This is a genomic window from Pedomonas sp. (assembly GCF_036515995.1).
In the GTDB taxonomy this organism is placed as follows: Bacteria; Pseudomonadota; Alphaproteobacteria; order Sphingomonadales; family Sphingomonadaceae; genus Pedomonas.
Map to the genome: position 1 here is coordinate 1 of NZ_DATBUP010000056.1, position 14,364 is coordinate 14,364.

Consider the following 14,364-nt stretch of genomic DNA (forward strand, 5'->3'; position numbering starts at 1 on the left):
TCCGCCCCGGGCCCGCCAGCCCCACCTGCCAACCACGCGCCCGCCAACCATCGCACGCACCGAACAGCCTTTCGCGTTTTGCCCCGGTTAGTCACGCCTCGTTATTGATTTCAGCGGCGGGCCGTATCACTGTTCGCCGGAATCACGCGTGTAACAATCGCAACGGGGTCATTCATGCAGTCTCGCCGCTTCGCACTGTCGGTCTTCGGCATTACCGCGCCCGCCCTTGCCCTTGGGGTGGGGCTGTCGGTGCCCAGCCCGGCGGCTTTTGCCCAGTCGCAGGACCCGGTCACGGAAACGCCGCTGCCGTCGGGTCCGCCGGCCGCCACCGGCACGGCCCAACCCGCCTACAATCAGCCCGCTTCCGGCCAGCCCGCCAATCTGGTGCCCGCCCCTGCGCCCGCTGACCCCTATGCCGCCCAGGCTCCGGCAGCCGCACCTGCCCAGGCTCCTGCCGCCGCCCCGGCGCAAGCTCAGGCGGCCACGCAGGCCGCTGGCACCGCCCAGCAGAATGCAGACAACACCTATGACGAGGACTCCGTGCTGGCCGCCGCGTCCGGCGCCTTCGGCAAGGGTGCGGAGGAAGTCGGCAAGGTCATCGAGAAGATCTTCGCCGATCACGGCCGCCCGAACGGCTACATCGTGGGCACCGAAGGCGGCGGCGCGTTCATCGTCGGCCTGCGCTACGGCAACGGCACGCTCTACCACAAGGTGGAAGGCGAGCAGCCGATCCACTGGACCGGCCCGTCCCTCGGCCCGGACGTGGGTGGAGACGTCAGCCGCACCTTCACGCTGATTTACCACCTCTACGACACCAACGAGCTCTACAAGCGCTTCCCGGCCATCGAGGGCAAGGTCTACCTCATCGGCGGCTTCACCGTGAGCTACCACCAGCGCGACAACATCGTCGTCGTGCCGGTACGCCTCGGCGCGGGCTGGCGCTTGGGTGCCAACCTTGGCTACATCAACTTCACCAAGGAGCGGCGCTACCTGCCGTTCTGATCTCGCGTTCTTATCTGGCGGTCCTGCCGCCTGAAATGCAAAAGCCCCGAAGGAACTCTTCCGGGGCTTTTTCTGTGCCTTCAACCGGAAGCGTCCGGCCTCACACCTCGACCAGCTTCACCCCCAGCGCGGCGGTGCGCCCGTCGGCCAGCTGGGTCAGCTCGAACTCCACCCGCTGCCCTTCGTCGAGGGCGCGCAGCCCGGTGCGCTGGATGGCGGAGGCATGCACGAACACGTCCTTCACCCCGTAATCAGGACGGATGAATCCAAAGCCCTTCTTGCGATTGAACCATTTGACTTCACCCGTTGCCATCACCGGCCTCCTCACTTTTCACCGGGCTTATAACCCGAAGCGGCAGCGGCCGGAAACGCCCTGCGACATGGCCCTGCTCCACCGCGACATACGCCGCCATGTCCGCCTGCGCCATGATGATCCACACCTTGCCGTTCTCCGCCGCCCGCTCCGCATCGCAGGCCGAAGGCACCGCGACGCCCGACGGGTGGGAGTGATACCAGCCGAGAATGGCCTCGCCCCGCTCCCGCGCATTGCGATGCGCCTGAATGAGCGTGCGCGGGTCGATCTCGAAGGCCCGCTCCGGGGCGTCGGCCACGTTGGCGGCGGGCAGAACGTCCCGCACCCGCGCCTCGCCGTCCTGCACGCGGCCGACCAGCAGCCCGCAGCACTCGAGCGGGTGCGCCGCCTGCGCCTCGGCCAGCATCTTGGCCTGCTGGTCCGGCGTCAACACGAGCGCCGTCAGGTCTACATCCTTCACATCCGCCTCAGATGATGATCGGGCGGTTCGGCAGTTCGTTGCTTCCGCCATCCTCGCCCGGCGGTGCCACCAGCGCCAGTGCGGGCGCGCACACATTCACCGCGCCGATGATGCCGTCCGCCAGCCGCCCTTCCTTGGCGCAGGCCACCAGCGTCCGGTGCGCTTCCTCCCAGACGCTGTTCGGCACCTTGTCCTCCAGCCCCACGTCCACCAGCACCTCGGCGTAGTGTTCGGCCAGAGAGACGTAGAGCATCACTCCCAGCCGATCGACCGAGCGGTGCATGCCGTGCACGAAGAACTGCTCCCGCGCCGCCTGCGCGGCTTCCCGGTGCGCCCAGCTTTTCGGTACGAACCACAGGAACGCCTGCGTCTGGGTCAGCAGCACGGCCAGCAGCAGGAACACCACCAGCTGCGCAAACAGCAGCGCCGTCACCGGCCACGGCGTCAGCAGCAGCAGGATCCACGGCACCGCCAGCGACAGGAACGCCGCCCAGCCGAGGCCGATCGAACGAAAATCTTCCGAATGCTTGGCCACCACGCACACGATCTCGGCGGAGGTCGTGGCCTCGGCCTCGGCCACCGCCGTCTCGATGCGGGTCATGTCCGTTTCAGAGAGCTTCGGCATTACCAGCCTCCCGATGCGCCGCCGCCACCGAAGGAGCCGCCGCCCCCACTGAAGCCGCCACCGCCAAATCCGCCACCGAAGCCGCCTCCTCTGTGTCCGCCGCTCATAAGGATGAACGGCAAGGCCGCCGCCATCGCGGAAGATCCGCCGCGCCGCCCGCGCCTGCCGCCCCGGCTCACCAGCCGGGCGATGAAAAACCAGATGATGAAGAACAGGATGGCCCCGCCGATGCCGATGCTGTCATGCGCCTCGACAGGCCGCCGGTCCGCCAGTTCCTGAAACGGCGCGGCATCGCCGCCCAGCACCTGCGTGATGTCCTGTGTGCCGCGCAGAATGCCGCCCGCGAAGTCACCCGCCCGGAAGCGCGGCAGGATCGACTGGTTGATGATGACGCTGGAGAGCGCATCCGTCAGCCTGCCTTCCGCGCCGTAGCCCACCTCGATGCGCACGCGGCGCTCGTTCGGGGCCACGATCAGCAGCACTCCGTTGTCCTTGGCCTGGCCGCTGCCCGGCTTGGCGCTCTGGCCGATGCCCCAGTGACGGCCCAGCTGGTAGCCGTACTCCTCGATCTCCCGGCCCCGCAGGTTCGCCAGCGTCACCACCACCAGCTGATCGCTGGTCTGGCGCTCCAGCCCGGCGGAAATCTGCGCGATGTGCTGCTCCATTGCCGGGTCGAGGATGTTCGCCTCATCCACCACGCGGCCCGTCAGCGCCGGGAACGTCAGCTTGCCGCCGCGCACCGCCTCGCCGGATTCCGCCTGCGGCATGGTCGCTGCCGGTGCCGCCTGCTGCGGCTTGGCCTGCCCGGCCGCCTGTCCCTGCTGGCCCTGAAGCGGTGCCGTCAGCGGCTTGGTCAGCGGCTCCAGCGCCTTGCCCGCGCCGCTGCGGTTGACCGCCGCTGCGCCCGCTGCCGCCTCGCCCGGCGTCACCTCGCCGCCCGAAGCGCCCGAGATGATCGCCGTTGTCGCGGCATCAGACGGAGCACTCTGGGGCGGAGCACTTTGGGCCGGAGCAGCCCTCTGCGGCGCCTGCGGCTGGGGAGCCGTCTGCTGCGCGGCAACCGGCAACGCCAGTCCGGCCAGCATTGCCCCGGCAATCGCAAGCCCCGGCCAGCGAAAAACCGGCATTACTGGAAACTCACCTTCGGCGCGGTCTGGGCTTCAGGCGTCGCCTGGAACGGCGTCTTGGGCTCGGCGCCGCCGTGGAAGATCGATGTCACCCACTTGTCGGGGATGTTCTTGAACTCGAGGTTGTAGGTCTGCACCGTCTGGATGTAGTCGCGCCGCGCCACGGCGATGCGGTTCTCCGTGCCTTCCAGCTGAGACTGCAGCGCCAGGAAGTTTTGGTTCGCCTTCAGGTCCGGGTAGTTCTCCGCCACCGCCAGCAGGCGGCCCAGCCCGCGCGAAAGCTCGGCCTGCGCCTGCTCGAACGCCTGCATCTGCTGCGGATCGGTCACGTCCGTGGTGTTCAGGGTCACGCTGGTGGCCTTGGCGCGGGCTTCCATCACCGCGCTCAGCGTGCCTTCCTCATGCTTGGCATAGCCGCGCACCGTCTCGACCAGGTTCGGTACCAGATCGGCGCGGCGCTGGTACTGGTTCTGCACTTCCGCCCACGCGGCATCCGCCGCTTCGCCCTTGGTCGGCACGTCGTTGATGCCGCAGCCAGACAGCATCAGGGCCGCGCCCGCCATCAGAACCAGTTGCCGCATGTTCATTCCCTGCCTCCATCATGCAATTCGCTGTAGAAAAGTGGATGCCGCACAGGCATTTGACAAGGCCTCTTAAATCCGCGGCCAAGGCTTCCTACCTATGTCTGACATGACCATGGGGCACACTCACACCATCGACATACCGCCAGAGCATGCGGGTTTCCGGCTGGACCGGGCGCTGGCGCTCGGCATCCCTACTCTTAGCCGAGAACGCATCAAGGCGCTCATCAGCACGGGCGAGGTCACGCGCGCGGGCACGCGCGTGCGCGATCCCGCCCTCAAGGTGAAGGCCAGCGAGAGCTACGCCGTCACCGTTCCGGCCCCGCGCCCCGCCGACACGCAGGCGCAGGACATCCCGCTTGAGATCGTGTTCGAGGACGAGCATCTGCTGGTGGTGGACAAGCCCGCCGGCCTCGTCGTTCACCCGGCCGCCGGCAATCTGGACGGCACGCTGGTCAACGCGCTGCTGCACCACTGCCACGGCCGCCTGTCCGGCATCGGCGGGGTTGCCCGCCCGGGCATCGTCCACCGAATCGACAAGGACACCTCCGGCCTCCTCGTGGTCGCCAAAACCGACCCCGCACACGAGCATCTGTCCCGCCAGTTCGCCGCCCATACGGTGGAGCGCGTCTATACCGCGCTGACCGGCGGCATCCCCACGCCCAACGCCGGGCGCATCGAGGGCGCGCTGGCCCGCTCGGTGCATGACCGCAAGAAGATGGCGATCGTCAGCGAAGGGCGCGGACGCCACGCCGTCACCCATTACCGCCTCATCCGCCCGCTGGGGCCGGACGCCGCCCATGTGGAATGCCGGCTGGAGACGGGCCGCACCCATCAGGTGCGCGTTCACATGGCCTCCATCGGCCACGCTCTGCTGGGTGATCCTGTTTATGGCCGGGCCGGTCGCAAGGGCGGGGTCAAATCCATTCTCGACCGGCTCGAATTCCGCCGTCAGGCGCTTCATGCCGGGGTACTGGGGTTCGTCCATCCCGTCACCGGCGAGGCCATCCGCTTCGAAAGCCCGCTGCCCGAAGACATGGTGCAGCTCATCGATGCGTTGAGTGGTGGGAACTGAAAATGGAAACAGTCCTTTCGTCTGTTCGTTGCTTGTTTCAATAGGCAGAACGGTCGTAAAGTTATGAAGCCACAAGAGAGTGAAGGGTCCATGTCAGCAAATTCCACGCCTGCGACCGTTCCAGCCCTGACGGGTGAGGCATCGCTCTCCCGCTACCTTCAGCAGATTCGCCAGTTCCCCCTGCTGACGGCGGATCAGGAATACATGCTCGCCAAGCGCTGGGTGGAACATGAGGATGCCGAGGCCGCGCACAAGCTGGTCACCAGCCACCTCCGTCTCGTCGCCAAGATCGCCATGGGGTATCGGGGCTACGGCCTGCCCGTTTCCGAACTGATCGCCGAGGGCAACATCGGCCTGATGCAGGGCGTGAAGAAGTTCGATCCGGACAAGGGCTTCCGCCTCGCCACCTACGCCATGTGGTGGATCAAGGCGAGCATCCAGGAATTCATTCTGCGCTCGTGGTCGCTGGTCAAGATCGGCACCACCGCCTCGCAGAAGAAGCTGTTCTTCAACCTGCGCCGCCTCAAGGGCAAGCTGCAGGCGGTTGAAGACGGCGACATGCACCCGGACGACGTGAAGGAAATCGCGACCACCCTTCAGGTGAGCGAGGATGACGTCGTCTCCATGAACCGCCGCATGGCCATGGGCGGCGACACGTCCCTGAACGTGCCGCTGCGTCAGGACAGCGATGGCGGCGAGTGGATGGACTGGCTGGCCGATGACTCGCCCCAGCAGGACGAGATCGTCGCCGAGCGCGAGGAAGCCGACATGCGCCACCAGCTGCTGCTGGCGGCGATGGAGGAACTGAACGAGCGCGAGCGCCACATCTTCACCGAGCGCCGCCTCAAGGAAGACCCGGCGACGCTGGATGACCTGTCGAAGGAATACAACGTCAGCCGCGAGCGCATCCGCCAGATCGAGGTGCGCGCCTTCGAGAAGGTACAGAAGGCCATGCGCAAGGTGGTCGAGACCCAGCAGCTCGCGCTGGACTAAACCCGAAAGCGAACCCGGCACGGCGGAGGACATTCAGCCCTCTGCCACCGCTCTCCAGCGCCAAAGCTGCCTCTTCCCCTCCCAGCCGATCCAACCTGCGCAACCCGACTGTTGCCAGATGCTGCAACCACGGGCAGTGTCCGCAGCGCAGCCAGCCCAGATCAGTGGCAATGACTGCGCCGATCAAACATGTCTCCGGGGTGCGTAATCCTTGCTTGCGCGACTTGTCTCATGGGTCATCAAGGCCCTGCTTGCAGTGCTGCTCTTCACCGTGGTGTGGGCTCTGGCCTACCGCTGGATCAACCCGCCCGCCACATCACTGATGGTGCGGGACTGGGCAGCCGGAAAGACCGTGCAGCGAAACTGGATGCCCATCGAGACCATGTCTCCGCGAATCGCCCATGCCGTCATGGCGGCGGAGGATCAGCACTTCTGCGCCCACAAGGGCTTTGATTTCAAAGCCATTTCCAAGGCCATGGAATCGAACCGCAACGGCAGGAAGCTGCGCGGCGCCTCCACCATCTCGCAGCAGGTAGCCAAGAACGTGTTCCTCTGGCCGCAGCGCTCCTGGGTGCGCAAGGGGTTCGAGGCATGGTTCACCCTGCTCATTGAGGTGCTCTGGCCGAAGCAGCGCACGCTTGAGGTCTATCTCAACGTTGCCGAATGGGGGGACGGCATTTACGGCGCAGATGCCGCCGCCCGCCACCATTTCGGCCGCAGCGCCGCGGATTTGAGCCGCTCTCAGGCGGCGCGGCTGGCCTCGATCCTGCCCTCGCCCGTCAAATGGTCGCCCCACCGCACCTCCGGCGGCATCGCCCGCAAGGCCCGCTCGGTCGAACGCTCTATGTCCTTCATTCGGCGGGAAATGTCAGGGTGCCTTGACCTGCGCTGACCCGTCGGGAAACGGCCAGTCCATATCTTGGAAATTTTGCACAATCCTGTGGTTGACCCGGACGCGACCTCTCCCTATGTTCCGCCCACCCGATTGGGAGCCCATAGCTCAGTCGGTAGAGCAACTGACTTTTAATCAGTAGGTCGATGGTTCGAATCCATCTGGGCTCACCACTCCAGCCTCGGCGGTTTTGCCGCCGAGCCGAAACAGCCAGGCCGGTACAGCGGCCTCGCCGCCATCCTTCAGAAATTCAGACAATCATCAGCCGCATATTCCGGTAACGCCAAGCGCCGGAAAGTCCGGTTTGGATTTCCGTTGCGGGTATGCCCGGGCATCTGAGCCGCATTGCGGCGGCAAGGCTGCCGCCCGTGCGCTGACACGGGCGGCTTTCCCAAGCCTTACCGCACATGCATCACATATGGCCTGACCGAAGCCAGTTATTGCTGTGGTCTATTTATTGCTGGGGCGAAGATCCGGAGAATTCTTCCTGAGAGATCTTGCCGTCGCCGTTGGCATCAGCCCGCTGGAAATCGATGCTGCTCTGATTCAGCGGGGAAATTGCCCGGTCGCCGCGCATTGTCTGACGTGCCGGCACTCCGGATTCGCCGCCTGCGGCCGGAGCCGAGCCCTGCACCTGAAGAGCGCGGGCGAACTCGGCGCGATCAAGCGAGCCGTCCTGATTCTGGTCGAACGCGGCGAAGTTCTGGCCCTGGCCGGTGCCGCTCTCCATGGCGCTCTGGCCGGTCGTGGAGCCCTGCTCCATGCCCTGGCTGGCCGCGCCGCCACCCATGGTGTCCTGACCCATGGTGCCGCCGCCCATCGAGCCACTGCCTGTCGAACCTGAGCCCATCGAGCCTGAGCCCATTGAACCCGAGCCGGTCGAACCCGAGCCGGTCGAGCCCGAACCCATGGTTCCCTGCGACCCCTGGCCCATCGAACCGCTACCGGACATGCCGCCAGTGCTGCCGCTCTGGCCGCCCATGGTGGAACCGCTCTGGCCCGAAGCACCGCCCATCGAACCGGTTTCGCCGCCCGGCCGCTGGGTGCCGGTGCTCATGCCGGATCCGGCAGAGCCGGAGCCCGTCGAGCCCAAACCGGTGCTGCCCGAAGTCTGGGCAATCGCGCTGGTACTGCAAAGAAGTGCAAAGGCGGCCATACAGAGGGATGTGCGCATCATAGCAAGTCATCCTGTGCTAAAGGTTCAGAACAAATCCAAAAGATTTCCCCTGCCAGTGTCTGAGATCTCGACAGGCGGGAAACCGCTTCCCCTGCGAAACTTCTGCATTCGGGGTTTTATTTGAACGCCACCTTTAATAGCCGGTTCCGAGGTTCGACCGGCGTCTCCGCCATGCAGGACGAGTGATGCAAAAAGGGCGACAGCCTTCCCGGCCATCGCCCCCTTCTTCGCGATACAGGCGAGGCTTAGCCCGCCTGCCCGTTAACCTGACGTTCTCAGGCGCTGCGCGTTCCCTCGAACGGAAAAGCGCCGAACGATCCCGCCTGCGCCTGCCCGGACAGCCGGTCGCCATCCATCGAGCCCTTGAAGATCAGGGTAATCGGCATCGGCTGGGTGATGTCGACCGACCACACCACGGCGTTGCCGTCCACCGAACCGTTGTAGATGGCGCGCTCATCGCCCGCTGCGCGTTGAACGCCGGTCAAAGCGCCGTCACTGCTCGTCACCGAGAGTTCTGATTCCATTGGACCCAGGGGCGATGTGATGTTCAGCTTCCAGAGGCCATCGATTGCCATGCTCGTTCTTCCTTTTCCCAAAGCAAGTTCCTGCCGGGCACTGTCCCGGCAATCTGAAAAATGCAGTCAGCTACAATAGTTAGAACAGCAACCTGCCGAATACAGAGCGGCACTGGCTCCTGAGCCAGAACCGGGAGACTAGCTTCAAGCAATCAAGCCTGACAATGCACTTCGTTTAGGGCAGCTTTGAAACCCAGCCTGAATCAGTCGCAACGGAAAAGCCTCTAAGGCGTCGGCTGGCCCGCCTCGGGCTTGTCTGCCTGCGCCGCACGTTCCGCTTCCGCCGCCTGAGACTGGGCCACAAGCTGCCACACCTTGCGCACGCCGTCCGCCGCGCCTGAGCGTGACTGCCGCCATGCCAGCAGGGAAACTGCGCCGATAGTCGCCAGCAGCAGAGCCGTCGGCCCGAACAGCCATGCGGCCGAGGCCAGAGAGAAGTAATAGCCGCGCACGCCCCGGCTGAAGGTGCTCATGGCCGGATTGATGAGCGTGCCGATGGCCTCGCTCCACGCCCGGCGCAGGTCGTCGGGTTGATGGTCCGGCATCGCGCCGATGGCGGCCAGACAATAGTTAAGCTGGCGAATCGACCAGACGAAGTCGAGGATGCCGCGCGAGAGCGTCGCCACCACCATCATCAGCTTGACCTCGAACAGCCAGTGATTCTGCAGCTGCACGAACTGCAGCCCCGCCACGCTGCGATAGGCCGTCTCTCCGCCGAACATCACGCCGATCACCGCCGCCATGACGATGAGGTTGGCCGAACCGAAGAACGCCGCCGAGTTCAGGGTATGACCGATGAACTGGCCGTCCGCGATCCGCACCGGACGGTTGGAGATCTGCCACATCCACAGCTTGCGAATCTGCACCATATGCACATTCAGCGCCCCGCGCTTGCCCACCAGGTAGGGCAGCAGGCGCTCGTAGAACATCCAGAAAGTCAGAAAGACGGCCAGGGCGACCACGTCGAACGGCGACACCGAAGGAACTCCTCACAGGGCAAAGCTTGCAGACCCGCCCAGACCATAGCCGTGAACCACGGCCGCCCGCCAGTGGCCATCGCGTCACCTCGGGCAGGGATTTCTACAGGCCGCTCTTGTCGCCCTTGCTGGCCTGTGTCGGCACCTCGGCGTGGTTGCCCAGCGTCTCGCGCACATACAGCAGCTTCACCGCCACGAACGCGATCACGGTCAGCGGCCCGGCGAACAGCACGCCAATGGCGCCGAACAGCAGACCCGCCGCAATGACGGCGAACAGGGAAAGCGCGGGAGGCAGGGCAATGGCGTGCTGCTGCAGCAGCGGCGTGATGATGTTGCTCTCCAGCTGCTGAACGATGATGATCAGCGCCAGCGCCCACAGCGCCATATCGGGTGACTGGCCCAGCGCCACCACCAGAATGGGCACGGCGGAGATGATGGGGCCGACCAGGGGGATGAACTCCGCCAGCCCCGCGAACAGCCCCAGCGCCAGCGCAGACGGCACACCGATGACCGACAGGCCGACCGTCGTCAGCAGGCCGATGATGATCATCGCGATCAGTCGCGCCACCAGCCAGCGCCGCAGCGCATCGCCCATTTCGGTCAATGTCTCCAGCGCCAGCGGACGGCGCGACCGGGGCAGCAGGGCTAGCAGCCCGTCCCGGTACAGCCCGGGCTGCGCCGCCAGATAGATCCCGCCGACGACGATTATGAACATGTCCGTAATCGCGCTGCTGATGGACAGCACCACGCGGCTGACGTCGCCGATCACCCGGGTAAGGGACAGCAACTCGCCCCCGAGGCGGGCCATGAACTGCCGCCCGAGGCCAGACTGCGCCAGCTGATTCTCCACCGCCTGCCAGGATTTGGGCATGGTCTCGATGAGCGCCGAGACCTGTGCGCTGATTTCCGAGCCGAACAGCCAGATGCCGCCGCCGATGAACGCGATGACGATCGCGACCGACAACGCCAGCGCCCAGTTTCCCGAAATTCTCAGCCAGCGCTTCAACGGCCGCGCCAGCGCCACCAGCAGTACGGCCAGCAACACCGCGCCCAGAATGAGCATCAGCACATGCAGCAGCTGCCATAGCGCCACAACCAGCAGCACGACCAGAATGACGATCATCAACCGCCGGAAGAACCGCGCATCGCCTCCCAGTTCCGGCAACCGTCCATCCCCCCACGCTGCGGCTTCACCTGCGGCGTCGCCGCCAAGGCCACGTCCCGCTTACCGTCAACCCCTGAAGACTCGCCCGGTTCCCTCAGGCCGGCAGGATGCCAGCGAACAGCACGAAGCAGTGCAGCACGCGGACGACAGACGTCAGTTGCCGATGCCAAGTCGATTTTCAATGTGTGAGGGTGCCCATCGGGGCCGTGGCACTGGTTATAGGGGACCACCGGATGGGTGGTGGGCGGTGACGGGCTCGAACCGCCGACCCTCTCGGTGTAAACGAGATGCTCTACCAACTGAGCTAACCGCCCCAGTGCGTGCAGTCCTTTAGTTTCTGGGTGGCTCCCCGGTCAAGCGCATTTTCAGGAAAGTGCAAAGATTGCCTGTTCAGAACCTATCGCCCTCGATGGGAATGGCTGCGCGCCCCTTCTCAATCCTCGTCCCCTGCCGCATGTCCTGTGCAAGGCCGCGCTGCAGCGACGCGCAGCCAACGGGGGAGGAAAACCAATGAATCGCAAGTTGATGCCGCCGCTCAACGTGGTCCAGAACTGCTACGTCGTCCGCAATCTTGAGGAAGCCTGCCAGCGATTCTCGGACATCTACGGCGTCGGCCCCTTCGTGGGTGGCGGCGAAGGCGGCGTGCTGGAGGATCATGTCTATCGCGGCGCCCCCGCTGCCCCGGTGCGGCTGAGAGCGGCCTTCGTCCAGTCCGGCGACCTCAACATCGAACTGCTCGAGCCCGTATCGGATGGACCCAGCGCCATTCACGACATATTTCCGAACGGCGAGACCGGCTTTCACCATGTGGCCGTGTTTACAGAAGACTACGAAGCCGAGCGGGACCGGTTCGTCGGCCTCGGCATGCCTGTCGCCAGCGAGTTCACGATCTTTGGCGGTCTGCGCATCTGCTACATCGACGCACGCGAAACCCTTGGCCACATGATCGAGCTCTACCCCGAAGCCGAGGCCCTGCGCGCCCTTTATCGCCGCACCCGCGAGGCCGCGCAGACCTGGGACGGCGAGCAGCTCATCGTGCCATTCTGACGGCATTTTCCCAACGAAAAGCCCCGGCGCGCATGCAGCGAACCGGGGCTCGTCATTGAACAGCGCCGTGCCAGCCCGTGAACAGGCCAACCAGCGCGTTCATTGCATTACCGCACCAGAACCACCGCTGCCTTGCGCGTACCCTCAGCGGCCCGCCTGGCGAGCCGAATGGCGTCCGAGATCTCGTCGATGTTCGAGGACACCGTCGCCACGGCTTCCGCCGCGCTCTGCATGTTCGATGACATGGTCTGCGAGACGGCGTTCTGCTCTTCCAGCGCCGAGGACGTAATGGTCACGTTCTCCCGCACCGTCGCCACAGCATTGGTGATCGCGCTGAGCGATGCCACCACACCCGCCGAGATCGATTGGATCCGGCTGATCTCGGTACCGATCTGCTCGGTCGCCTGAGAGGCCTGCGTTGCCAGCGCCTTCACTTCCTGCGCCACCACGGCAAAGCCCTTGCCCGCCTCGCCCGCGTGCGCGGCCTCGATGGCGGCGTTCAGCGCCAGCAGGTTGATCTGGTTCGCCACCTTGCGGATCATGATGGCGATACCGTTCATCTCCTGCGCCGCGCCGGACAGGGCCTTGGTGCTCTGCTCCACGGCCGTTGTCTGCTCAACCGCGCTTTCCGTCGCGCTCAGCGAATGGAACATGCTGCGGGAGATCTCGTCGATCGAGGCCGCGAACTGCTCGGCGCTTACCGCAATCTCCTCAACGCTGCTGGCCGTCTGCTTCGCCGCCTCTACAGCAGTCGTCGCGTTCTGCGCGGACAGATCAATCGCACCGTCAATCTCGCCGAAGTTGCTGTCGATCAGCGTCTTCAGGTTAGCCAGCAGCTCTACCTGCTCGGTCACGTCGGTGGCGAAGGCCACGATCTTGGACACTCGGCCGTTCAGGTCGAGAATCGGGTTATAGCTGGCCTCCATCCGAATCTGCCGGCCATCCTTGCCGGAGAACCGGTACTGGCCCATCTGGTAGCGGCCCGCGTTCAGCTCGGCCCAGAAGGCATCGTACTTCGAGCCCAGCTCCAGATCGCCCATGAGCATGCGATGGTGCCGACCCTCCAGCTCGGCCATGGTGTAGCCCAGCGCGTTCAGGAAGTTGTCGTTCGCCTTCAGGATGACGCCATCGACCGAGAACTCGATGATCGCCTGCGAGCGGCCGATCGCTGTGATCTGCGAGGCGTAGTCGAGATTGAGCAGCCGCTCCCGGGCATCGGCCCATTCCACCACGAAGCCGATCCGCTTGTCGCCCTCCACCAGCGGCGTTGCGCGCAGATCGAACACGCGGTTGCCAACGTTGATGGTCGCCGAGTGCGGCTTGTCCAGATAGTTCAGCAGCCGCACCTGATGAGCCGGGTTTTTGTGGAACACGCCCATGTTGCGGCCAATCAGGGAGTCGGCGCGGAAATCGGGCAGATCCTTGCGCAGGTCCGCCTCGGCTTCCTTCATCAGGGCCGTCACGGCAGGGTTCATGTAGATGATCTTGAAGTCAGCGTCCGCGATCATGACGTTCGTGCGGACCGCATCCAATGCCGTTTTGAATAACGCAACCACGCTGCACCCTTCCCGAAAAAGCCGGCCGTTACGGACAAACTCAAGGTAAACCAATGGTCACCATTTTCCGGGAAAGTCGTTACTTAAAGATGAATTAGCTCTCATGGCCGTGCCGGCGCACGGCAGGTTGTGCCGTTGTGTCGCGCCGCTCAGCATCCGGATCCGTTAAGGAGCACACAGTGCGCCAGAGGCCATGGGGCCAGATAAAAAACGAACCCGGTCGCCCTGGCGCCAGGTTGTCTTTCAGACCATCAATGTCTTTGGATGGCAGCGGATGGTGGGCGCGGCAAGGATTGAACTTGCGACCCCTGCGGTGTGAACACAGTGCTCTACCACTGAGCTACGCGCCCGTCACCATCGGCTGCGGCGTGGGAATTAGCGGTTTCAGAATGGCTTGTCCAGCCTTCTTTTCATTCCTTTGCCGAAAAATCCGGTCCTGTGAAAAGCGGGGACCGCTCCGTCTTGAGGAGGGTGAACGCCGGAGCAGGCCTGCCGCCCGTCTGCCGGCGCTCATCCAAACCTGTCTTAGTTGACGGCGTCCTTCAGCGCCTTACCGGCGCGGAACTTCGGCGTCTTGCTGGCTTCGATCTTGATCTCTTCGCCCGTGCGCGGGTTGCGGCCGGTGGAAGCCTTCCGCGTCGCAACGCCGAACGTACCAAAGCCGACCAGTCGAACTTCGTCGCCCGCCTTGAGCGCCGTCGTGATCGCGTCAAACAGCGCGTCCACAGCGACGCCTGCCTGCGTCTTGGTGAGGCCGGCAGTATCGGCAACAGCGCTGATCAGTTCCTGCTTGTTCATG

16 protein-coding genes and 3 tRNA genes are annotated in these 14,364 nt (G+C 64.8%); 6 read left to right on the forward strand and 13 right to left on the reverse strand.

What is annotated here, in order from left to right:
- Positions 1-174 precede the first annotated feature (174 nt).
- Complete coding sequence (locus tag VIG90_RS04550) at positions 175-1,002, forward strand: DUF1134 domain-containing protein (protein ID WP_331592269.1); 828 nt, start codon at positions 175-177, stop codon at positions 1,000-1,002.
- A gap of 100 nt (positions 1,003-1,102) precedes the next feature.
- Here the strand turns inward: VIG90_RS04550 and VIG90_RS04555 are convergent, their stop codons facing one another.
- The 5 genes from VIG90_RS04555 to VIG90_RS04575 are packed head-to-tail and all read right to left on the reverse strand — an operon-like array spanning position 1,103 to position 4,114.
- On the reverse strand, positions 1,103-1,315 hold the full coding sequence (locus VIG90_RS04555) for a cold-shock protein (RefSeq protein WP_331592270.1): 213 nt from the start codon (positions 1,313-1,315) through the stop codon (positions 1,103-1,105).
- Positions 1,302-1,775 carry a M67 family metallopeptidase gene (locus VIG90_RS04560; RefSeq protein ID WP_331592271.1) on the reverse strand — a complete coding sequence of 158 codons (474 nt, stop codon included), beginning with the start codon at positions 1,773-1,775 and terminating at the stop codon, positions 1,302-1,304. The genes VIG90_RS04555 and VIG90_RS04560 overlap by 14 nt, the downstream gene beginning before the upstream one ends.
- 7 nt (positions 1,776-1,782) lie before the next feature.
- The gene (locus VIG90_RS04565) at positions 1,783-2,400 is read right to left on the reverse strand and encodes a TPM domain-containing protein (protein WP_331592272.1); all 618 of its coding nucleotides are present in this window, start codon (positions 2,398-2,400) and stop codon (positions 1,783-1,785) included.
- On the reverse strand, positions 2,400-3,527 hold the full coding sequence (locus VIG90_RS04570; protein WP_331592273.1) for a TPM domain-containing protein: 1,128 nt from the start codon (positions 3,525-3,527) through the stop codon (positions 2,400-2,402). The genes VIG90_RS04565 and VIG90_RS04570 overlap by 1 nt, the downstream gene beginning before the upstream one ends.
- Positions 3,527-4,114 carry a LemA family protein gene (locus VIG90_RS04575; protein WP_331592274.1) on the reverse strand — a complete coding sequence of 196 codons (588 nt, stop codon included), beginning with the start codon at positions 4,112-4,114 and terminating at the stop codon, positions 3,527-3,529. The genes VIG90_RS04570 and VIG90_RS04575 overlap by 1 nt, the downstream gene beginning before the upstream one ends.
- Positions 4,115-4,217: 103 nt before the next feature.
- On the opposite strand from VIG90_RS04575, the gene VIG90_RS04580 reads away from it, so the two are divergent.
- The 4 genes from VIG90_RS04580 to VIG90_RS04595 all read left to right on the forward strand — a co-directional run bounded on the left by VIG90_RS04580 (position 4,218) and on the right by VIG90_RS04595 (position 7,241).
- Positions 4,218-5,183 carry an RluA family pseudouridine synthase gene (locus VIG90_RS04580; RefSeq protein WP_331592302.1) on the forward strand — a complete coding sequence of 322 codons (966 nt, stop codon included), beginning with the start codon at positions 4,218-4,220 and terminating at the stop codon, positions 5,181-5,183.
- A gap of 90 nt (positions 5,184-5,273) precedes the next feature.
- Entirely contained in the window at positions 5,274-6,176 is a 903-nt protein-coding gene (gene rpoH / locus VIG90_RS04585) for an RNA polymerase sigma factor RpoH (protein WP_331592276.1), read from the forward strand.
- A gap of 211 nt (positions 6,177-6,387) precedes the next feature.
- A complete protein-coding gene (gene mtgA, locus VIG90_RS04590; protein ID WP_331592277.1) occupies positions 6,388-7,068 on the forward strand; it encodes a monofunctional biosynthetic peptidoglycan transglycosylase in 681 nt (226 codons plus the stop codon).
- A 97-nt stretch (positions 7,069-7,165) separates the two neighbouring features.
- Positions 7,166-7,241, forward strand: a tRNA-Lys gene (locus VIG90_RS04595).
- 281 nt (positions 7,242-7,522) lie between these two features.
- Here VIG90_RS04595 and VIG90_RS04600 read toward each other — a convergent pair.
- The 5 genes from VIG90_RS04600 to VIG90_RS04620 form a co-directional block, all read right to left on the reverse strand.
- Positions 7,523-8,245, reverse strand: a complete 723-nt coding sequence (locus VIG90_RS04600) for an EF-hand domain-containing protein (protein ID WP_331592278.1) — start codon at positions 8,243-8,245, stop codon at positions 7,523-7,525.
- 275 nt (positions 8,246-8,520) lie between these two features.
- Complete coding sequence (locus VIG90_RS04605) at positions 8,521-8,820, reverse strand: hypothetical protein (RefSeq protein WP_331592279.1); 300 nt, start codon at positions 8,818-8,820, stop codon at positions 8,521-8,523.
- Positions 8,821-9,044: 224 nt separating this feature from the next.
- Complete coding sequence (locus VIG90_RS04610; RefSeq protein WP_331592280.1) at positions 9,045-9,797, reverse strand: DUF599 domain-containing protein; 753 nt, start codon at positions 9,795-9,797, stop codon at positions 9,045-9,047.
- A 103-nt stretch (positions 9,798-9,900) separates the two neighbouring features.
- The gene (locus VIG90_RS04615) at positions 9,901-10,962 is read right to left on the reverse strand and encodes an AI-2E family transporter (RefSeq protein ID WP_331592281.1); all 1,062 of its coding nucleotides are present in this window, start codon (positions 10,960-10,962) and stop codon (positions 9,901-9,903) included.
- Between the two features lie 238 nt (positions 10,963-11,200).
- Positions 11,201-11,276, reverse strand: a tRNA-Val gene (locus tag VIG90_RS04620).
- Between the two features lie 196 nt (positions 11,277-11,472).
- Here VIG90_RS04620 and VIG90_RS04625 point away from each other — a divergent pair.
- Positions 11,473-12,009, forward strand: a complete 537-nt coding sequence (locus VIG90_RS04625) for a VOC family protein (protein ID WP_331592282.1) — start codon at positions 11,473-11,475, stop codon at positions 12,007-12,009.
- Positions 12,010-12,116: 107 nt separating this feature from the next.
- Here the strand turns inward: VIG90_RS04625 and VIG90_RS04630 are convergent, their stop codons facing one another.
- The 3 genes from VIG90_RS04630 to VIG90_RS04640 form a co-directional block, all read right to left on the reverse strand.
- Complete coding sequence (locus tag VIG90_RS04630) at positions 12,117-13,565, reverse strand: PAS domain-containing methyl-accepting chemotaxis protein (RefSeq protein ID WP_331592283.1); 1,449 nt, start codon at positions 13,563-13,565, stop codon at positions 12,117-12,119.
- Positions 13,566-13,840: 275 nt separating this feature from the next.
- Positions 13,841-13,915: transfer RNA gene (locus VIG90_RS04635), tRNA-Val, on the reverse strand.
- 175 nt (positions 13,916-14,090) lie between these two features.
- Complete coding sequence (locus tag VIG90_RS04640; protein WP_331592284.1) at positions 14,091-14,363, reverse strand: HU family DNA-binding protein; 273 nt, start codon at positions 14,361-14,363, stop codon at positions 14,091-14,093.
- Position 14,364 lies beyond the last annotated feature (1 nt).